Origin of the sequence: Sphingobacterium siyangense, assembly GCF_023277505.1 — a bacterium.
GTDB classification, from domain to species: Bacteria; Bacteroidota; Bacteroidia; order Sphingobacteriales; family Sphingobacteriaceae; genus Sphingobacterium; species Sphingobacterium siyangense.
Genome location: NZ_CP080574.1, coordinates 2,357,466 through 2,378,831, shown reverse-complemented (window position 1 = coordinate 2,378,831; position 21,366 = coordinate 2,357,466). Strand labels below are relative to the sequence as shown.

Annotated in this window: 18 protein-coding genes; 8 read left to right on the top strand and 10 right to left on the bottom strand. The window is 38.8% G+C overall.

The window, feature by feature from the left end:
- Positions 1-41 precede the first annotated feature (41 nt).
- The 5 genes from K2F45_RS09575 to K2F45_RS09555 form a co-directional block, all read right to left on the bottom strand.
- On the bottom strand, positions 42-1,187 hold the full coding sequence (locus tag K2F45_RS09575; protein WP_075991948.1) for a pectinesterase family protein: 1,146 nt from the start codon (positions 1,185-1,187) through the stop codon (positions 42-44).
- A gap of 156 nt (positions 1,188-1,343) precedes the next feature.
- Positions 1,344-5,684: a two-component regulator propeller domain-containing protein gene (locus K2F45_RS09570; RefSeq protein WP_248933400.1), complete on the bottom strand. Its 4,341-nt coding sequence runs from the start codon at positions 5,682-5,684 to the stop codon at positions 1,344-1,346.
- Between the two features lie 456 nt (positions 5,685-6,140).
- Positions 6,141-7,220: an acyl-CoA dehydrogenase family protein gene (locus K2F45_RS09565; RefSeq protein ID WP_075991944.1), complete on the bottom strand. Its 1,080-nt coding sequence runs from the start codon at positions 7,218-7,220 to the stop codon at positions 6,141-6,143.
- The gene (gene pnuC / locus K2F45_RS09560) at positions 7,207-7,824 is read right to left on the bottom strand and encodes a nicotinamide riboside transporter PnuC (RefSeq protein WP_157626009.1); all 618 of its coding nucleotides are present in this window, start codon (positions 7,822-7,824) and stop codon (positions 7,207-7,209) included. Before pnuC ends, K2F45_RS09565 begins: the two co-directional genes overlap by 14 nt.
- Before the next feature lie 214 nt (positions 7,825-8,038).
- Positions 8,039-9,538: a malate:quinone oxidoreductase gene (locus K2F45_RS09555; protein ID WP_075991943.1), complete on the bottom strand. Its 1,500-nt coding sequence runs from the start codon at positions 9,536-9,538 to the stop codon at positions 8,039-8,041.
- 512 nt (positions 9,539-10,050) lie between these two features.
- On the opposite strand from K2F45_RS09555, the gene fabG reads away from it, so the two are divergent.
- Both fabG and K2F45_RS09545 read left to right on the top strand, forming a co-directional pair.
- Positions 10,051-10,794, top strand: coding sequence for a 3-oxoacyl-[acyl-carrier-protein] reductase (gene fabG / locus K2F45_RS09550; protein ID WP_075991942.1), 744 nt, complete (start codon positions 10,051-10,053; stop codon positions 10,792-10,794).
- 166 nt (positions 10,795-10,960) lie between these two features.
- Positions 10,961-11,941 carry a long-chain-fatty-acid--protein ligase gene (locus K2F45_RS09545; protein WP_075991941.1) on the top strand — a complete coding sequence of 327 codons (981 nt, stop codon included), beginning with the start codon at positions 10,961-10,963 and terminating at the stop codon, positions 11,939-11,941.
- A gap of 126 nt (positions 11,942-12,067) precedes the next feature.
- On the opposite strand, the gene ypfJ is transcribed toward K2F45_RS09545, so the two are convergent.
- Positions 12,068-12,937, bottom strand: a complete 870-nt coding sequence (ypfJ, locus tag K2F45_RS09540) for a KPN_02809 family neutral zinc metallopeptidase (RefSeq protein ID WP_075991940.1) — start codon at positions 12,935-12,937, stop codon at positions 12,068-12,070.
- A 280-nt stretch (positions 12,938-13,217) separates the two neighbouring features.
- Here ypfJ and K2F45_RS09535 point away from each other — a divergent pair, with 280 nt between their 5' ends.
- The gene (locus K2F45_RS09535) at positions 13,218-13,799 is read left to right on the top strand and encodes a PhnA domain-containing protein (protein WP_075991939.1); all 582 of its coding nucleotides are present in this window, start codon (positions 13,218-13,220) and stop codon (positions 13,797-13,799) included.
- An 84-nt stretch (positions 13,800-13,883) separates the two neighbouring features.
- On the opposite strand, the gene K2F45_RS09530 is transcribed toward K2F45_RS09535, so the two are convergent.
- Both K2F45_RS09530 and K2F45_RS09525 read right to left on the bottom strand, forming a co-directional pair.
- A complete protein-coding gene (locus K2F45_RS09530; protein ID WP_075991938.1) occupies positions 13,884-14,810 on the bottom strand; it encodes a polysaccharide deacetylase family protein in 927 nt (308 codons plus the stop codon).
- A gap of 270 nt (positions 14,811-15,080) precedes the next feature.
- Positions 15,081-15,617 carry a hypothetical protein gene (locus K2F45_RS09525; RefSeq protein ID WP_075991937.1) on the bottom strand — a complete coding sequence of 179 codons (537 nt, stop codon included), beginning with the start codon at positions 15,615-15,617 and terminating at the stop codon, positions 15,081-15,083.
- Between the two features lie 211 nt (positions 15,618-15,828).
- Between K2F45_RS09525 and K2F45_RS09520 the strand changes: the two genes are divergently transcribed.
- Complete coding sequence (locus tag K2F45_RS09520; protein WP_248933399.1) at positions 15,829-16,404, top strand: NADPH-dependent FMN reductase; 576 nt, start codon at positions 15,829-15,831, stop codon at positions 16,402-16,404.
- Positions 16,405-16,437: 33 nt separating this feature from the next.
- On the opposite strand, the gene K2F45_RS09515 is transcribed toward K2F45_RS09520, so the two are convergent.
- Positions 16,438-17,304: an aminotransferase class IV gene (locus tag K2F45_RS09515; protein ID WP_075991936.1), complete on the bottom strand. Its 867-nt coding sequence runs from the start codon at positions 17,302-17,304 to the stop codon at positions 16,438-16,440.
- A 19-nt stretch (positions 17,305-17,323) separates the two neighbouring features.
- On the bottom strand, positions 17,324-18,370 hold the full coding sequence (locus K2F45_RS09510; protein ID WP_248933398.1) for an RluA family pseudouridine synthase: 1,047 nt from the start codon (positions 18,368-18,370) through the stop codon (positions 17,324-17,326).
- Positions 18,371-18,388: 18 nt separating this feature from the next.
- Here K2F45_RS09510 and K2F45_RS09505 point away from each other — a divergent pair, with 18 nt between their 5' ends.
- From K2F45_RS09505 to K2F45_RS09490, 4 genes are all read left to right on the top strand, one after another.
- On the top strand, positions 18,389-19,336 hold the full coding sequence (locus K2F45_RS09505) for a 1-aminocyclopropane-1-carboxylate deaminase/D-cysteine desulfhydrase (RefSeq protein WP_248933397.1): 948 nt from the start codon (positions 18,389-18,391) through the stop codon (positions 19,334-19,336).
- A gap of 188 nt (positions 19,337-19,524) precedes the next feature.
- Positions 19,525-20,088, top strand: coding sequence for an NADPH-dependent FMN reductase (locus tag K2F45_RS09500; RefSeq protein WP_075991933.1), 564 nt, complete (start codon positions 19,525-19,527; stop codon positions 20,086-20,088).
- Positions 20,089-20,166: 78 nt separating this feature from the next.
- On the top strand, positions 20,167-20,745 hold the full coding sequence (locus K2F45_RS09495) for a DJ-1/PfpI family protein (protein ID WP_075991932.1): 579 nt from the start codon (positions 20,167-20,169) through the stop codon (positions 20,743-20,745).
- A gap of 9 nt (positions 20,746-20,754) precedes the next feature.
- The gene (locus K2F45_RS09490) at positions 20,755-21,132 is read left to right on the top strand and encodes a hypothetical protein (RefSeq protein ID WP_075991931.1); all 378 of its coding nucleotides are present in this window, start codon (positions 20,755-20,757) and stop codon (positions 21,130-21,132) included.
- Positions 21,133-21,366: the final 234 nt, after the last annotated feature.

The following is a 21,366-nucleotide window of genomic DNA, read 5'->3' as shown; positions in this document are numbered from 1 at the left end:
GATTTATAATTGCTTGGCTATATCGCTCGATTTCTGCGAAATCACTTCCATACTTGGGGTTTAGTGCAGATAAATTTGCGAGGATTCCATTGATCATTCCCCACAATAACCGTATCATAAGTATAACTAGCAGCTTCCGCATCAGTTAGTATTGCTTTTGACACACCCATCTCATTATTGCTGTTTTTAAATCGTGTCTTACGATTGTCGGTGCCTATCGCATTTCCTGACGCATCTATACTCTTGTAATCGGCAAATATTTTGGGAATTCCCCCCATATCTGTCCATCCTTCTTTGGCCACCGGGATATTCATTCGTGTGTAAAGAAAAACAGCTTTAGGCTGATCGTGCCATGGTCGTCCTAATTTTACTTTTCCATCTGCGGCAGCGGTATTTCCATCGATTGTACAATATTTAAACACGTAACCCCATTTAGTTTCCTCCTTATGGCTCGGAGCCACAATCACCGATCCGCTACGAACATTATACAAGGTGCAATGCTCAACATATGCATTACCGCCCCCATAAAAATAATCCACAGCCCCTTCTATCCAGCAATTGTATACATATAGCCGATCATTGGGCTTGCGTGTACTAGTCATCCAGGTATCTTGAAAAGATCTGAATATGCAACCACTAAATGCTACCCTATCCGCGTGGATACGTATTGCCAAAGCCTGTGGGCCGCTTTGCCGTTCAAGTCCCCAATCATTTATAAAACTGATATTTTCGGCATAAAAATCATCCCCATAGATTGACACCACTGCCCCGGGATAGCGATAAACCGCTGCTTTGGGATTGTGAACGGAAAATTCCCAAGCTGCAGTGTCCGTTTGATACCATTTAGAATCCGGCTTAGGTAAAGACTGTACGTTTAACTTAAAATGAACACGTGTTTGCTGCTTATCTTGACCAATTAAATGGATGAATCTTTTTTCTATGGGTACTGTGATTACTTCATTATAGTCTCCATTTTTCACATAAATCCGGTAAGGTTCACCGCAATGTTTTGGCGCACTATCAATTGCCTTTTGTATAGTTTTATAATCACCGGTCCCATCGGCTGACACGACCACATTGTGACCTCCCTCTAGTGCTATCGTTTTAATTATGCTGGCACAGCAAAAAAAGGGACTACAAAATTGAACATAGGTCAATAGAATAGATACAAGAATTTGTCTAATCATTAGAAGTCTATAATTGGTTCGTTTAACATTAAGTTTGCAAGACTGTCGTCAGCAATAATCAAAGCTAATGGAGCACAACAAATTAAAGGTTCAATAATTGACAAAAAAGGTTTAATTTTTATAAAAAATTAATTATCAGTGATTTATATTTAAAAATTATGATAAAGATGATTTATTTTTATTTCGCATAGTATATTCTTTTGGAGAGATCCCGAACATTTCCTTGAAACTAGTACTGAAATATTTGGGATTATTAAATCCTACGCGATAAGCTACATCGGATACGTTTTCCAGCCCCGCATCAAAATATAATTTAGCCTTTTTCAGGCGCAACTCCCGAACGAATTCAACTGGAGCTATATTTGTCAGGCTCTTAAATTTTTTGTAAAAGGTATTGCGGGCCAAATTCAGCTGTCCGGCAATCAAATCAATATTAAAGTCAGATTGGTTCATATGCTGTTCCACCACCTCAACTACCGTATCCAAGAATTTCTTATCCTTGTCGTCAATTTGAACTTCTGATACCTGAATTACAGGAGCATTCCGCTCAGTAACCTGTTTAAAATAGGATCTTCTTTTTTGAAGTAAATTATGAATAGCTGTTAATAGAAAAGCAGGTTCGAATGGCTTTGTGATATAATAATCAGCGCCATAATGCAATCCTTCAATTTGCGTTTCAACAGCGTGTTTAGCACTCAACAACACAAAAGGAATATGGCAAACCCGCGCATCCCGCCGAACTTCTTTCAACATTTCAATGCCATCCATTACTGGCATCATCAGATCGCTTAATATAAAATCAGGCATCATGGAGTGAATCTTTTCCAACCCTTCTTTACCGTTTGTAGCTATTTCAACGTGATAATGAGCGTCTAATTGCCCCTTTAAAAATATTCGTAAATCCGCATTGTCTTCAACTAACAATAAAGTTTCATTTTTGTCTGTATCGAAAGATACCATGCTATGCTTATTGGGATCGGAATACGGAGGAAGGTCAAAAGAATTAAAATTACGGAATTCTTGAACATTTTGCGGTACATTTGCATTATTGTGAATTGGAATTTCAACGCTAACATGGAGTCCTTGGGTTTCCCTGTTTTTTGCATAAATGTTTCCGTCGTGTAATAATGTAAATTCTTTTGAAAGCGCTAAGCCTACTCCCGTACCTTTTCTTTTATGCACTTTAGGGTTATTTTCTGTGTAAAATAATTCAAAAATATAAGGCATTGTTGCACTTGGAACCCCAGGTCCCTCATCAATGATATGGATATACATTTTCTCTTGCTCCAGGTTTAACTGGATTTCCACGCTACTTCCTTCGGGTGCATAATTGAGTGCATTTGACAACAAGTTGAAAAGGATTATCTCAATTTTCGTCTGATCTAGTTGAACAATCAGTTCTTTAAAAGCTGTAACAAATTTAAGATTCACCTGTTTTGCTTCGGCAGATGCAATAAACGCGAACAATACGTCAGAGATCAACACCACGATGTCGAATTGCGTAAGATGCAATTGATGCTTACTTTCCTGTACCTTTCGCAAGTCTAACAATTGATTGACAAAAAGCTCCATTCGCGCAGCATTCCGATGAATAATATCCATATATACCTTTTTTTTTGAATCGGTCTCTTCACGTATCAATTTCTTGACCGGGCTTATAATAAGTGTCAATGGTGTTCGCAATTCATGAGAAATATTAGTAAAAAACTCCATTTTAAGTGCACCAAGATGCTGTTCGAGAAGTACTTTCTGTTTTAAATGTATCATTTGCAGACATATTTTAAAAACTGCATAGGAAATCCCGAGAATCAAAAAACCGTAGACTATATATGCCATATGTGTCTTCCACCATGGTGGATTAATCATAAATTCAACCTTTCTATAAGGGATTCCTTCATAAAGATCATCTTCCCCCCTTATCTCAAGGGTGTAATCGCCGGGATTTAAATTGGTGTAGGTAATGCGTGTAATCTGGTTATTAAGATGCCAGCTAGTATCAATCTGTCTTATACGATATTGAAAATTAGGGTGCATATAACGCGGATCCGAAACTGTTACATCAAAAGATAGGTTATTTTGATTATGGTTTAATATAAGCCGATCAGTATATTGTACTCCGACTTGTTGTCCTTTTTTTTGGCTATTAATTACAAATTCCTTATTGTTAATCAAAAGTCCAGTCAGCAGAAGATTCGGTTTGCTGTATTTCTGTTGAAAGGCTTTGGTGTCGAGACAAAGTACTCCTTTTGTTGTACCAAAAAAAATCACTCCTTGCTTTCTCTGTACTACCGTCTTTTCTGAAAATCGCATATTACCAAAACCGTCACTTGCATTAAAATTTACGAACCTCTTTTTTTGACGATCAAACTTCGACAATCCACCTTCTGTTGCTAACCAAAGGTTATGTTCTTCATCTGAGATACAACTTAAAACATAATCATTAAAAAGTCCTTCGTTGGCGGTATAATGTTCAAATCGAAGAGCATTAAAAGGATCGCCACTGCATTTTGTCAATCCCCCCCCTGACGTACATATCCACATGGCTCCATAATGATCTTTGTACAGATATTGCACATCATTATCGCCAATATGATCTCCATCATAATACACAAAATAAAAATTATCCTTTTTATTGATTGGATTAACAACTAGAACACCATGGGTTGTCGCTACCCAAACCATTCCCTTATCATCGAGAGTTAATTGCCGAACTCTGTTAAATACATCCTTCCGCAAACCAGATTTATGCAATGCTATTTGTTCAAATTTCGTTACTCCATTAGTTTCAGTAGCTCGAAGTAAACCCGCTCCATAAGTTCCTATCCAAATAGCCCCCTGTTTATCCTGCAATAACGAATAAACTTGGTTGCTAATTAATTTTTTGTTTATCGTATTAAATTGTTCAAGTCTATATGAAGTTCGCTCCTTATTTTGTGGTACAGCCTTTAACAGCCCATGCTTCTTAGTGCCCATCCACATTGTTCCTTTACGATCCTCCAGTAGACTATAGACTGACGAAAGTGCTTCTGAATCCACGCCACTAAAAGAAATTGGCAAAATTTTCCCCTGATCAAAAACTGATATGCGGCCCAATTTTTTGCCAACCCAAAACCTTCCCAACTGATCAAATAGAAGGCTACGAACTTCAGGGTCCGTTGCTTTCACCTCTTCGTTACCAAAAGGTTGGAATGACACCCCTTTATTGTAAAAGACTATCCGTGCCATTCCCTCCCCCTCTACGGCAAACCAAATTACACCAGCAGGGTCATATAGAATATCATGGACAAAGCGTGGAAAGTCTATCTGTTGACCATTGATTGATTTGAAAGAAAAGCTGAGCTGGGCATTCTGTTCATCAAAAAAACCGAATCCGCCCCCTCGCATACTGATCCAGACTCTTTGCGATGCATCCTCAAAACATTTAAAACTCACGGTTGAACTCTTTTTAAAGAAAGGAGAACTAAAATAGTTGCTTTTAAGATCGTTCAAATTCAGCAGGACCACGCCATTTCCTTCTGGTTCAAGCCACAATCGTCGCTTACTATCTTCATAAATTCCAGTAAGGCTAGTTCGAAATTGATATAGTTTCTGTATTGTATGCCTTACGACATCAAATGCAATAAGTTCACCCAAGGAGGTCGACAGGAAAAGCTGCTTTTGATCGCGTGACATACGCATTTCATTGATCCGTCCTTTTGTTACCGATAACTTCTGCAAGTTCCGCCCTTGTTTATTATACACCAAAAGGTTGTTTTTTTCGGTAGAAAAAAACATGAAATCAGAAGATTCAGCAATCTTAAAGATACCATTTGAAGTCAATTCAAAAGATTGAATAACATGTGGCTTATTCCCTTTTTTTGAAGATAATTGAAGCAAATGAAGACCATCTTTTGTCCCAATCCATACCTGTCCTTCGACATTCCTATGGAAGAAAGTCAATTGATTTGACGATAGATGATTATCTACAGCTTTATTGTCTGAGCTAAAGATTGAATAGTCAGAATTTTCACTTTTCGTATCTATACAAAATAAACCGTCGTCTGTGCTGCCTACCCATATAGATTGTGCATCAATTGCTAAAATTTTGTTAAACTGTACTGATTTTTTTTGTGTAGCTTCCACCTTTTCCGATATCGAACAAAACTCTTCGGTAGCCTTGTCAAAACGATAAAGTTTCATATCATAAGTAAGAAACCAGATGTCGTTTTTATTACCATCGATCATCTGAATAACTCGACGACTTGCGACATCATACTTCTTGGATTCTGTAGAATTATAGGTTTTGAAATGCTGACCATCGTACCGGTTAATTCCGTTCCATGTGCCAATCCAGATAAAACCATCCTTATCCTTCAATAGTCCTGTCAGATTACCATGAGAAAGACCTTTATCTCCGCCAAAATGATCCAATCTAAAACTTTCCTGACCTAGAACGGTGGGTATATAAGCGAATACTACCGCTAATAAAAATATCCACGAACCACTAAATTTTATCATAATGAAGATTAGATTTACCCCTCTCTTTTTGAAAATTTGGTTACTACCTAAAAGTAGCTTTTTATTCACGTATTACTTTATATTTTCTACGCAAACGATCTCAAAAATATGATATGCAGGTATTGCCCAATCTAAGTATATATGGCAACCTAATAGTAATAAGATCCATATTGGACCAATTTATCTTATTCTTATGGATTGAATTATTTTTAAGCTCCTGAAAAATTGATTTTAAAAGTGTAAGCCGTTGCTGTGCCATTAGCACCTGACAAAAAAAATTAAACAATAATATTACAAATAAACTTTTAATCAAACACAAACTTCTCTTATGCATACAATTGGTTATTTCAAGCAACAAGACAAGAAATTATTTACGGTAGCAAAACTTCTAACCAAGTCTGGCGATCTACACGTTCTTTTATAACAAAAAAGACTATCAAATGATAGTCTTTTTTGTTATAAACTCTTCTGTAGTAACTTATGCTGCGAAGCCGTAAAAATATTCCGGAAGATTATATTGATTTCATGATCAATGGCGGCCCCCGAAATTCCGGTATGTGGATAGAGTCTTATTGTATTTGTCAAGATAGATTCCACAAAATCTCGACTTTGTATCCCTATCTGTTCATAAATTGCTGCATTATCATTGCCATCATGAAGATTTACCCAAGAACGAGCGGCCAAATTCATTATTGCTTCCCTCCGATTAACATAATCTTGCTGAAAGTCATCGAGTACCCTAAATGCTTCTTTACTTTCAGTCTTCTCCCATTTGGATTGATTGCTTTTTAACACAAATAGTTTTTCGATTAAATCCAAAAAGCGCTTATACATTCCCGTAAAGTTGGCCAGTAAAGTCAATTCCGCAAAAGGCATAAAGGGATATTGATACAACAGCTCGCTACGTGTACTTTTTGCCGCATCAATCTCAAAAGACTGCCTACCATCAACGAGTATGTCTTCCAGCGAAAAGGAATGCGAAGCTGTAGCCTCCAATCCAAATGTATCCCAGTCGTAATGCACCAGTACATGGTCACGATCCACAAAAAATGATTTTATCAGTGGTTCACCTTTTTCGTCCAACAAGGGTTTTCCTGCCTCCTGAATTGCAGCATTTAAGGTAAAATGGGTTAAATGAGGAGCTCCAGTAGCATATCTCCAAAAACCGCGGAGCCGATAATGTTCACCTTCACGTGTAGCTGTACCTGATGCCTGTCCACTGCCGCCAAAACAAACCCGATCCGTTTTGAAAATCTGATCTCCTAAAACCGGATCAATAAAACCGACAAAGAGATTTGCTCCTGAGCATAACGTTACTGTCCAAGCTAATCCCCCATCCCAATAAGCTAGATCAGCCAATAAATTGAGCCCTTCAGGTAGACTTAACCCCAATCCACCCAATGCAGGTGGAACCCAAATCTTAAACCATTTCCGAAGAAAAATAAGGTCCAGTTGTCCATCCGACAATGTTTTCTGATGGATTCCCTTAGCCTGATTATCTTTCAGAATGGCGATATCTTCGCTACTGAGTTGCATATCTTTCTTCACTTATTATTCTCCTCCAATTAAAATATCCACTAAATGCCATAACAAATAAAAACAAAGTCAAGCCCGAATAAAGAAATAACCCTTTATGGATCAGTAAAGGAATTGCCATCAGATTACTGATATTCAACAATATCCAATTTTCTATCTTCCGTTTTGCCAATAACCACATCCCTGCCCAAGCTGTACAGGAAACTGCAGAGTCCCAAAGCGGTACATCAGAATCCGTTAAATGGACCAATCCGAAATAAAACAACAGAAAACCGAGAGCGCAGATTCCCCCTACTATCCACCATTCTTTCGGCTCACAATGCGTTATGGGAGCTGCAACATCGCTACTATATTTCCAATAGATCCAGCCATAGATGCTCATGACCAAATAATAGAGATGTAGTAATATTTCTGCATATAGTTTCGCATGGAATAATACGTAAACAGAAATTAAGATACCAATAATCCCAAAAATGTAATTGATCGATTTATTTTGCCGGGAAAACCAAACCTGTAAAACACCAAAGGATACCCCTAGCCATTCCGCGATGGTGGCCTGTTGAATCTGTTTTATAAAAGCTTCGAAAATTGTTTCAGAAGTCATCGCCTTGTTTATTATTTCGTGTAATTCATAATAAACCTATGGGAGAAAAACGGACGTTTTTATTGAAATTAAATCCCTACGCCAGCATTACCTGGATCAGGTATATAAAAGCGATCGTACAAGGAGGTACAATCGCTTTTATTGGGTATAATCTCAGCCGAGAATGACCATGGTCATTCCAAGCACCCCATAAGTATATTTTCTGTCGAATTGATTATTCTATATCAATCAATTTCAACGCTTTGTGCGTACGCGTACGCGTTTCTTTACATAGTTGCGCATCATCGTTCAATGATTTCCCGTGTGAAGGAATCATTTCACGTAGTTTTTTACGGTATTCATCTGATTTCGCACGTTCAGGGAAACATCTCTTCAATAGGCTGATCATGATAGCAACTGAAGTCGAAGCTCCAGGAGAAGCTCCTAATAGCGCAGCAATAGAACCATCTGCACTAGAAACGACCTCTGTACCAAATTCTAAAATTCCACCTTTCTTCTCATCTTTCTTGATGACCTGAACACGTTGTCCTGCTTTCTCGATAACCCAGTCCTCCAATTTAGCTGTAGGCATAAATTGTTTTAAAGACTCTAGTTTATCTTTTGGTGACTTCATGACTTCAGTAATAAGATACTTCGTCAAAGGTAAGTTGTCAAGTCCGGCTGATAACATCGGGCGGATATTGGACAATTTGATAGAAGCAGGTAAATCGAAGTAAGACCCTTGTTTTAAGAATTTAGTTGAGAAACCTGCATATGGTCCAAACAATAACGCTTGTTTGCCATCAATATAACGTGTATCTAAGTGCGGTACAGACATTGGAGGAGCTCCAACAGAAGCTTTTCCATACACTTTCGCATGATGTGTATTAATGATCTCTTCATTTACACAACGTAGCCATTGGCCCCCTACAGGAAATCCGCCATAGCCTTTCGCTTCGGGTATTCCAGATTTTTCCAACAACAACAACGAGTGGCCCCCGGCCCCAATAAATACAAACTTTGCTTTTATTTCTCTCTTTGTTCCTGTCTTTAAATCTTTGACCTCCACTTCCCAACGGCCATCGTCTTCACGTTCGATGTCGATTACTTCATGGTTTAAGGAGATCGAAATATTTTCTTTATTTTCGAGATTAGCGATCAAATCACGTGTCAACGACCCAAAATTAACATCAGTGCCCAGATCCATTTTTGTTGCAGCGATTTTTTCGTCGGCCTCGCGTCCTTCCATCATCAATGGAATCCACGATTTCAACAATGCCGTATCTTCGGTATACTCCATCCCTTTGAACAAGTTTTGGGTCGTCAATGTTTCCCATCTTGTCTTTAGGAATTTAGCATCTTTTTCACCAAAAACCGCACTCATGTGTGGAATACTACGGATAAAATTTTCAGGTTGGGCAATAATGCCTTTATCAACGAGGTAGGACCAAAATTGCTTAGACACTTCAAATTGCTCAGCAATTTTAACTGCTTTATCAATCTTTACAGAACCATCTTTCTGTTCGGGGGTATAATTTAACTCGCATAAGGCAGAGTGACCCGTGCCAGCATTATTCCAAGCGTCAGAACTTTCAGCAGCCACAACATCCAAACGCTCAAGAATTTCAATATTAACGTCTGGGCTTAATTCATTGATTAGAGTACCCAAAGTAGCACTCATAATACCGGCGCCGATCAGAACAACGTCAACTTCTTTATTTGATTTTTTGCTCATGTTTTTGTGATTGATGCAAATTTAATATAGTTTTTGGTAAACGTCCAAGTCTTTTGTCAAAAAACTGTACTTTTTAGAACCACTTATTCAAAAATACCATTGATTTATTAAAATAATCCTAAGTGAGCGATCGCTTACCGTAAAATTCTAAAATTGCTTCCTGAAAATACTCCTCCACTCCAAGATAAACACAAGGTCAGCACACAATGTTTTTCTATTTTAAACCGTTATTTATCGAAAGATTTTGTGTTATAATATAGTTTTAACATTTTTGCAGAACATCGAAAGGCATTAGTGTACACAATAGCTAAAAAACAAGATCATTTATTCGCTAATACGACGGCATCGAAAAAACATAAGCACTGTGCCATAACCAAGATAAACCAAATGGAAACGAGTTCATGTTTCGTATTGAATTCCAGTAACAGACGGGCTGTGAGAGAAAGACAGCGCGTGGAAAATGGACATAAATGCCTAAGTGTGCATAATTGAAGAACAAATAACTTATACAGATGAAAATACTTGAAGGAAAAATTGCTTTAGTAACAGGAGCATCAAAAGGAATCGGAAGGAAAATTGCGGAAGTGTTTGCACAACATGGTGCTAACGTCGCTTTTACATATCTTTCTTCTGTCGAAAAAGGACAGGCACTGGAACAGGAGCTTCAGGCTTTCGGCACCAAAGTGATTGGTTATCGCTCTGACGCTTCAAAATTCGAAGAAGCAGAACAATTAATCAACGCGATCGTTGCCGATTTTGGAGGATTAGATATCGTTGTAAATAATGCCGGTATCACAAAAGACGGCTTGTTAATGCGTATGACCGAAGAGAATTGGGATGATGTATTAAATGTCAACTTAAAATCTGTCTTTAACGTTACAAAAGCCGCTTCGAAAATTATGATGAAAAACCGTAAAGGTTCATTTATCAATATGTCTTCAGTTGTTGGAGTTCAAGGAAATGCTGGTCAGGCAAATTATGCCGCATCAAAAGCTGGTATTATCGGGTTCACAAAATCTATCGCTAAAGAATTAGGTTCTCGTAATATCCGTGCAAACGTAGTTGCTCCAGGTTTTATACGTACCGAAATGACTGACGTACTGGATCCTAAAGTTGTGGCTGGATGGGAAGCCGGAATTCCTTTGAAACGTGCTGGCGAACCAGAAGACGTTGCCAATGCATGTCTTTATTTAGCATCTGATTTATCAGCATACGTAACCGGACAGGTTCTTCCCGTTGATGGTGGTATGTTATAAAATAAACAGGCTTAGGTTGAGTTAAGAAAACTTGACCTAAGCCTGTTCTCTAGTTCTATTTCACGGCCTATCCTGATCTATTTCTACGAAACACCTATGCACGCCACAATTAACGGTTTTCTTTTCCAAATTTTAGTTAATTTTGTCCATCAAATTTTTAAATGCTATGACGAACTGGAAGGATTTTTTTGACATTAAAACCGAGGATGATTTTAATCAGCATTGTTTAGATACCTACCAATTCCAAAGCCAGCATTGCAAAGTTTATCGTGACTATATCAGGCTCCTTGGACGAGAAAAACACCTTATTCAGCACTATACCGATATTCCTTTCATGCCCATCGAATTTTTTAAGACCCAACAGGTTATTGCTGAAGGGATGGAGGCTGAAATCGTATTCTCGAGTTCGGGTACAACAGGTATGGTCACCTCAAAACATCTGGTCGCTGACCGAAGTATATATGAGCGAACTTTTCGGAAGATTTTCGAAAGTTTTTATGGTCCGCTCGGCAACATCGCCGTCCTTGCATTGCTCCCATCCTACCTAGAGCGAAGTGGTTCGTCGCTGATCTATATGATTGATGATCTCATGAAGCAAAGTGAGCAACCGGAAAGCAATTATTTTCTCTATAACCACCAAGAGCTTTACGATACACTTATTAAACTCAAAAATAAAGGCACAAAGACCATCCTCTTTGGCGTAACGTATGCCCTACTCGACTTCATTGAACAATATGCCTTTGAATTTCCTGAACTGATCATTATGGAAACCGGCGGAATGAAAGGTAAGCGTAAGGAAATGGTGAAACAGGAAATCCATAAACTCCTGGAAGAAGCCTTTTCTGTGCATGGTATCCATTCTGAATATGGCATGACAGAATTACTCTCACAAGGCTACTCTTCAGGTCAGGGAATATTCTATCTTCCCAAATGGATGAAAATCCTGATCCGAGATACTAATGATCCTTTAAGCCTGATTCCGTTGAATAAAACTGGCGGCATCAATGTAATCGACCTCGCCAATCGCTACTCCTGTTCATTTATAGCCACCCAAGATTTAGGTAAAGTATATCAGGACGGCTCTTTTGAAATATTGGGACGTTTTGACCAAAGTGATATTCGTGGTTGTAATCTGTTGGTTCAGTAATGATCTGATATGACCAGCGCGGCATTTGCCAAACGGCTTGGTTCCCTAAAGGCAAATTGCCTATACCACAAAAAAACACCCGGACATGATGCAGGGCCAGGTGTTTTTTCATTCGAATTACGATCCTTATTTCAGACTCGAATCTTCAAAGGTATTGCCCGATCGCATATCCCCCGAATCATATCCTTTTTTAAACCATTCCATACGTTGCGCGGATGTACCATGCGTAAATGACTCAGGAACAGCATAGCCCTGTGCTTCAGTCTGTAATTTATCATCACCAACAGCAGCTGCAGCTTTCATCCCGTCCATTATATCATTATAATCAATTTTTATATCGGTTAATTCATTGATGTAATGCGCCCATACACCAGCATAAAAATCCGCTTGCAGCTCGGTCATAACGGAGATCCTGTTATTTTCACGCTCGCTCAGTTTCCCACGGGCTTGATTGGTCTTTGGCAATAATCCCACCAATTGTTGGATATGATGTCCGACTTCATGCGCAATTACATACGCCATGGCAAACTCTCCTTTTGCACCGAATTTATCCGACAGTTCTTTACTAAAGCTCAGATCCAGGTAAATCTTTTGATCACCCGGACAATAAAAAGGTCCGTAAGAAGCCTGCCCCATACCACAACCATCCGTTTGTGTTCCCCCATCGTAAAATACGAGTGTTGTAGGAGTATAATTTTTCTGCATCTGCTCTTTAAAGAGCTTTGCCCAAACATCCTCGGTACTCTGAAGCACAGTTAATGAAAATTCAGTTAGTCTTTTTTCCTCCGGATTTAACTCACGCGGCTGTCCCGACTGTTCAGTTTGCACCCCCATATTTTGGGCTTGCTGTAAGAGTTGCATCGGATCTCCACCCATCAAAAATCCAATGACCAAAACAATAATTCCACCAATTCCTCCTAAAGCAATTTTTCCTCCCCCCGACATTCCACGACGGTCCTCAAAATTACCACTTTGCTTGCCTCCTTGCCATTTCATAGTATTTCTATATTACAGTTAATAATCTTTTCTAATGTTGGTTAAACACAAATTCGGTACCAATGTTCTACATGAAGTAAATTTATTTGAAGAAAAAATCTACTTCACTTTACCTCATAGCCCGCATCCCATAAATAAATTTACCGGCAAACAAATGAAAGTCATAAGCAAAAACAATGCTTTATAAGAGTAAAAACGGGAATTATTTCCTTAAGTCGTGATATTCGTCATTGCACATCAAAGCAAATTTGGCTAAGTTTGGGCTTTCAAAAAAACTGACATGAAATTAGAAGAACAATTACAAGCGAGAGCTGGCGGGAAATGTGAGCTGACAGGCGAAGATGCTACTTTAATTGCCTACACATTACCACCGGAAATAACATCAAATTTGGACAATACTTTACTGATTTCAGAAACATTGGTCAATCAGCTCAACAAAACGGAGCAATTAAATCCAGACGACTGGAAATTCCTTCCAAATGCGATGTGGTCCGAAAATCCATCGGTGCAAATTGTATGCTGGCGTATGTTAAACCGATTAAAAAATGAAGGCTGGGCGTCTGAAGCACTGGATATCCTCTATCTCGACGATGAAACACTATTGGAAGCTAAGAAAACTGGAGATCATGAAAATGATGGCTATGTTTCTTTTCATGAAGATAGCATCGGGCAACGACTGTTGGAGGGCGATACTGTTGTTCTGACAAAAACGCTTGACGTGAAAGGTTCCTCCTTAAAAGCGACTTTAGGCACCGTGGTTAAGAATATTCGACTAGTAGCAGACAATATCGAACAAATTGAAGGAAAGATTGAAGGTCAAACAATCGTTATACTGACCAAATATCTCCGTAAACAAAATTAAACTAGACTTTTCGTCTAAATAATAAAGGCTTAAACTTGGGTTCACTCCTGTTTAAGCCTTTATTATTTAGAGAGATAGCTATCACTATTGCGGATAATTCCGTACAAATTCAAAACGATAGTTTGGATGTTGTTTAAGACTATCGATCAAATCCGATAACAACCGCTGTCCTTTTTTCGTTTGATACATATTGTCATGTGTCAATAGCACAACATTGTTTTTCGTATAAGAGGTACCTTTACGGAGTAAATTCTTCATTTGGGTATACAACTGATTCACCGATAGGTCTGGCTTCCCTGTAACACCATTTATTTTCCACTCACAATCCCAACCAATTACTTTGTAACCATTCTGGTGTAGTAACTCGGCAGTCGAAGCCCCACTTTTCAAATCAACCTTTTTACGGTCTCCGATATACCAGATATTTCGTCCCGGCAAGCGAACTATTTTATGTGTTAATCCCAGCGATTGCTCAGCAAGTTCAAAATCTTCAAAAGCCGTCTGCGGATTCGAATAGAAAGTACTGTATTTATTGTGCGCATGCCAGTAACTGTGGTTGTAACAATCCACTAAAGGATTATTCTTATAACGTTCTGTAAAACTGTGTAATTTTTTACTCATTTTATCATGATTGCCAATCAGAAAAGCATTAATTTTGATGCCTTTCGCTGTCGCAATGGAATCAAGGTGCTGGCTTCCATTCAGTGGGCCATCGTCAAAAGTGAGATAAATATAACGTGGAGAGACAGTATCAGTCAACAATACGGTCGTATCTTTAGTCCCTTTGTAGTCCACATTTTCTTCCATTTTTGTAATGGTGTCTTTACGCAGCGAATCCACTTTACTTATCGAATCTTGTACAGCAAGCAAACTATCCTTTTTTGGCGGCATAGAGTCAACAGCTCCCACATTTTGCACCTTATTTGTCCCACTTTGATTACAGGAGTAAAATCCAAAAATAGATATACTTAACCCTACCCATACAACACCCGAATTAACCAGTTTTCTCATCACAAAAATTAACTTACACATTACAATTATTTCCCATAAACTCAAAATCACCTAAAATAAGCTGATCTCAGTCCCGTGTAGCGCAAAATTAATATATTTTTCATTAATCAAGCTGTTATGTTATTTAATTTATTGTGCATGTACACTAAAAGCTTTATGATTCTGCAAGCACCCAAAGCTACGAATGCAAACAACGTGTTATTTCTGGCCAAAAAAAAGGAACCTATATGTATATAGATTCCTTTTTTATCATGTTATTCAACTACTCGATTAATCTCTATGTCTTCCTCCGTGACCCTTACCACGCCCATGTCCGTTTCCATGCCCCTGGTTATTGCCATGTCCATTTCCCCTATCGTATCGACGGCTTTCTCCCCATGAATGTTCACGCCTTACCCTACGCTCGCTGGCAAATGAATACCCGCTACCACCGTGGTGGTTGTCACGGATAGATACTTGTCTTCCACGGTAACCGCCATAACGGCTTCTATACCGATCGTGGTGATGCCATGGTGTGCGATCGTTAATAACCACTTTATGAGCCCGATAAAAATCGTAATGTCTATATCTCCTCGGTAAACTTGCTCTTCTTATCCAGCCGCCATTATCATAATAAACGTAACATCTCGCTGGTACATCGTAATACATATTGTATTCTGGAATATAATAATAGCGGGCATAATCATACCCTGCTGGCCCCCAGCTTGGCTGACTCCCAATATTGACACTAATACTGACTTGCGCTTGTGCAGCTCCCGCTGTAAAAAGGCCTGCAATAATCGCCGCCGCGTAAAACAATTTTTTCATAAGTAGCTCCTCCCTCTAGTTTGTAATTTCTTCTTTACAATACGACAACAAACAGTGTGCAAAAGATTAATGTTCAAATGTTAATTTTTGTTAACACAGCAATAAGAACCTCATTTTAAACAGGTTAATTACGATATGATTGATAAAAAACCGCAAACTTTTTAATAGGATCAATTGTTCAGATCATACAGACTTTAATGAACTAATCACAATGAGTATATATAACGTAGGAATATTGGTTGGTAGCTTACGAAAGGAATCTTACAACAAAAAAATTGCGCAGTTTATTCTTGAGCAAGAGGAATCTAAATTTGGCTATCGCATAATCGATATCAGCGAGCTTCCCTTATATAATCAGGACTTTGACGATGTAGGAAATCCTCCTCCGAACTACGTGCGATTTCGGAAAGAGGTCGCGTCCCTAGATGCTGTACTTTTTATTACTGCAGAGTATAATCGTTCCATTCCTGCAGTTTTAAAAAATGCGATTGACGTGGGTTCAAGACCCTATGGAAAAAATAAATGGGATGGTAAACCTGGCGCAATAATTTCTTCATCAACGGGAGTTTACGGTGGCTTTGGCGCCAACCACCATTTACGTCAATCGCTGGTCTTCGTCAATGTCTTAACCATGCAGCAACCCGAAGCTTATTTGGGCAATATAACAACATGTATTGGACCCAACGGGGCTATTGAATCACAAAAAACCAAAGATTTTCTTCGCAGCTTTAAAAATGCCTTTGAGCAATGGGCTGAGCGAATTATACATACAAAAGGTCAGGATTAAATCCTGACCTTTTGTATGTATAATCAAATTATTCTAGTCCTGTTCATCACTGACGTCATAGTTCCAATGTTGTAATTTTTCCTGCAAGATCCGCGATATCTTATTGAAATAGCGCTTTTGCTTATAGCCCATTACCCATTGTACGCCCTGTACAGCATTGGTACAGAAAATCTCATCCGCCCGTTTCATGATTTCGGGGCTTATCTGTGCCTCAACCACCTCTATACCTTCATCCTGTGCCATGTCCATGACTACCCGGCGCATTACTCCTTCAATACATCCTTCGGATAACGCTGGTGTATAAAGTACCTTTTCATAATAGACAAAGATATTTGAAATCAAGGATTCACATAGATAGCCTTCCTGATTTAGAATCAATACATCATCAAAAGCCATTTTCTTTTTATAGATGCCAGCTAACACGTAAATCTGCGCATTTAAAGATTTAATCTTTGAAAGATCGCTATACGGTTTTTTGAATTCATTGTAAAGTCCTACAATCAAACCGACCTTCTTATCGCGAAGATTAGGTTCTATGCGCTGCACCTGCAAAACAAAACCAGGTTTATTAGTCGTTGGACTATACAATCCGCCTCCAGATCTAAACACGATCAATCGGATACGAACCTGCTGCCCCAACATATTGTTTTTACGGATTAATTCTTCGGATCTCGAACGAATAAAAAATTCATCGAATAGATTCGCATCATCCAAATGAATCAACTCCATTCCTTTCTGTAAACGCTCGACATGAAAATTTAGAAAGCGGATATCACCATCCTTATACAGCATCGTTTCGAATAATCCATCCCCATAACGGAAACCTCTATTCTCAATGCTAAATATTTCCTGATCTTCCGGCACTACACTGCCATTGAAATTGATATAGTTTGTTGGCATCTCAATTTTGTTCTAAATTTTAATCATTTTCTATAGCCATTGAATTTGCCGCATATCCGCGCCACTTTTCTAAAGCTAAACGAAAATCTTCTGGAAATGGTACCTCGAAATACATATTTTCTTTTGTCGTAGGATGGATAAATCCCAATACCTGCGCATGAAGTGCTTGTCGCGGCAGTAATGAAAAACAGTTATCCACAAACTGCTTGTACTTTGAAAACACGGTACCTTTTAAAATCTTATCTCCACCATACATTGCATCATTAAATAGCGGATGACCAATAGACTGCATATGCGTACGAATTTGGTGTGTACGCCCTGTTTCTAACTGACATTCAATTAAAGTAACATAGCCCAATCGCTCCAAAACGCTGTAATGTGTCACTGACCAACGCCCTTTGTCTTCACCATCATACATCGCCATGATGCGTCTGTCTTTTAGATGACGTCCAATATAACCTGTAATTGTTCCGTCCTCCTTTAAATCACCCCAAACTAATGCAATATATTTACGGGTAATGCTGTGATCGAAAAACTGTTTTGCCAAAAAGGCCATTGATTTTTCATTTTTAGCAATAACCAATAGTCCGGAAGTGTCTTTATCGATTCGATGCACTAAACCTGGGCGATCGGAGTTTCCTGGTAACTGCGGCAGCTGCTGGATATGATACGTTAATGCATTTACCAAGGTTCCCGTATAATTATTATATCCTGGATGCACGACCATACCCGCCTCTTTATTCACAATCAGCACGTCGTCATCCTCGTATTTGATATCCAATGGAATGTTTTCTGGATAAACTTCGTTATCCCGTGGTGGATCAGGTAGCACCAATGTAATCACATCATCAGGTCTAACCTTATAGCTCGCCTTGATCTCCTTACCGTTAACCATGACAGAACCTGCTTCAATAGCATGCTGAATTTTGCTCCGCGTCGCATTTTCCACCCTGTTCATCAGGTATTTGTCAATGCGGAGTAATGCTTGTCCCTTATCCACCTCAATACGTAGATGCTCAAATAATTCTTGTTCTTCCTGATCTTGCGATCCAATTTGTTCTGTCATGCTACAAAAATAAACCAAATGAAACAATTTTCGTTAAATTTGTTTTCATTTAATGTTATGTTGCCCTTCAAAATCCATAGCCCCGAAACTGAATTGTGCCTCCCAGCCTGGGAGAAGAAGCATATTAAAGTAACACTTAAGCGCGATGACCTCATACATCCGTTTATTTCAGGCAATAAATGGCGAAAGTTAAAATATAATCTGGAAGAAGCGCTGCAGCTTCAGAAAAATCATCTTGTTACATTTGGCGGAGCATGGAGCAACCATCTTTTAGCTACCGCTTGCGCCGGAGCTACCTTTAAGTTTAAAACAACCGCTTTTGTTCGAGGTGAAGAAGGGGTTAACAACCCTGTTTTAGCAATGTGCCGCCTTTTTGGGATGCAGCTCATTTACGTCGACCGCGAATCTTACCGAGATAAAGAAAATTTATACAACACCTATTTTGGTCAGAATCCAACGACGTTCTATATACACGAGGGTGGTTACGGCATGCTAGGAGCAAAAGGTTGCTCCGAACTCGTTGATGAACTCCAACATGAATACCAGCATATTTTTACCGCCTGCGGCACAGGAACAACATTAGCTGGAATAGCCAATGCGATAGAAAAACGAGATCTATTTACCCGCGTACACGGCATACCTGTTTTAAAAAATGGAGGTTTTATTCAGGAGGAAGTCGATCAACTTTACCCCGACATCACCCCTCCTATTTTACATCTTGATTATCATTTTGGTGGTTATGCAAAATCCAATACAGACTTACTCGCCTTTGTTCAGCATTTTATAGCGGCTACAGGAATCATGATTGAACCCACCTATACCGGCAAATTACTTTATGCCGTAGATGATCTGATCAAAAAGGACTACTTTACCCCCGCAGATCAGGTGCTAGTTATTCATACTGGCGGACTTACAGGCCTGCTTGGTATGTACGAACGTTTCAATTTTATTGATCTACATCAATAAATACGCTAGAACGCCGTACAGAGACATTTGATTGACATTTATTCAGCAATTATATCGTAAGTTTGACCAGATTTTAAAATAAAACATAGCGAAAACATGCGAAAATCATGATTTTCTAAAGGTAACAACGAGGTCAGTATGGGGTAGTTTTGCCCCTATTCAACACCTCATAAATTAATGATATAAAGATGAAAATATTAGCATTTGCAGGAACAAGCAACAAAAATTCAATCAACAAAACATTCGTCACAAGTACTTCCAAATACTATAAAGAAGCAGACGATATCATCGAATTGCTAGACTTAAACCATTTTGAAATGCCTATCTATTCTTACGACAAAGAAGTTGAGTTGGGCATTCCACAATTGGCGCATGACTTTGCTGCTAAAATGGACGCAGCAGATTTCCTTTTGATTTCTTTGGCCGAACACAATGGGTCATATACTACAGCTTACAAAAATATTGTTGACTGGGTTTCGCGTATTCCTAACCGCAAATTATTCAATGGCAAGCCTGTTTTCTTATTGGCTACTGCACCTGGTCCGATGGGAGGTGCCACGGTATTGAACACCGCAGTGAACCGGATAACTTGGGATGGCGCCGATATATTAGACTCCTTCTCTCTTCCTGAATTCCACAAAAACTTTGAAGAAGGTAAAGGTATTATCGATCCCACTTTAAGAAGTCAATTAGAAGCTAAAGTACGTAAAACAAAACGTGCGCTTGCCGAAAAATTATCCGTGCAAGGTTAACAAAAGATTAACAAATAATCGTTGCGAATACCTCTTTTAATATGTAAATTGAAAACCTATTAAAAGAGGTTTTTTGATATGGCAAAAAAAATATTACTACTTGTAGGAGACTTTGTAGAAGATTACGAAGCAATGGTTCCATTTCAAGCAATGGGTTCAATAGGATTAACGGTAGATGCAATTGCTCCGGACCGCAAAAGCGGAGATGTAGTTCCCACAGCAGTGCATGATTTCACTGGTGACCAGACGTATAAAGAACTGCGCGGGCACAATTTCGCAATCAATAAAGATTTCGACCAGGTCAATGTCGAAGATTATGACGGTTTATATATTGCTGGAGGACGATCGGCAGAATATATTCGACTCAACAAACGTGTTTTGGAAATTACGAGACACTTCTTTGAGCACAATAAACCTGTGGCAGCAATATGTCATGGCATCCAAGTACTGACAGCTGCAAAAGTACTCGCAGGTCGCACATTGACAGCTTATGTTGCTGTGGGTCCCGACATTGAACTAGCGGGCGGCACATGGAAAAACATCCCTGCGGATCAAGCGGTGGTAGACGGCAATTTGGTCACCTCTCCTGCTTGGCCAGGACACCAGGCAATTTTAAAAGAGTTTTACAAATTATTAGGTATAACAATTACAATTTAAGTATTTTTAATGAAGAAGAATAAAAGGCTATGGCTTTTGGTCATACCGATTTTAGTGCTGTTGGGTTTTATTTTAAAAGATAGCTTCAATCAAAAAAGTATTGAAGATCTACCGGGAGGTTTTAAGGAAGTCGCTTTCGTCAGAAATGAACAAAATAAAGGTGGTATCATACGCATTTATGCCGTTACTGTAGGCGACCTGTTGAATGCGGATTATTCTGCCTGTCTTGATTTAATGCCTGTTAATGATTACGGAAGTACAACAACCGTGTATTTCTTCGATCGAAGTGCTCCTTATCCGACAAGCTTGTCAATTGACACGCCACATTTTGACACGACGAAATACAAAGCGATTCAAATTTCCAAAAAGTACGGAAAGAAGAAATAGACGAAACCAAACATAATGACATATCCCTCAAAGTCTGAATAGACCTTTGGGGGATTTTTTTTACCATGCAGTGCAACACCTTGTAGCGGTTATTTCCAGAGAAGAAGAGCAGTGGCAAAAATGCACCTTTAAAACTACGATCTACACACATGAACAAAAAATAACTTAATAATTCTTTAACACAAAAAAGTTCGATTATCCCCTGTAGAGCTATAGTTTTGCTTTTTAAATTTA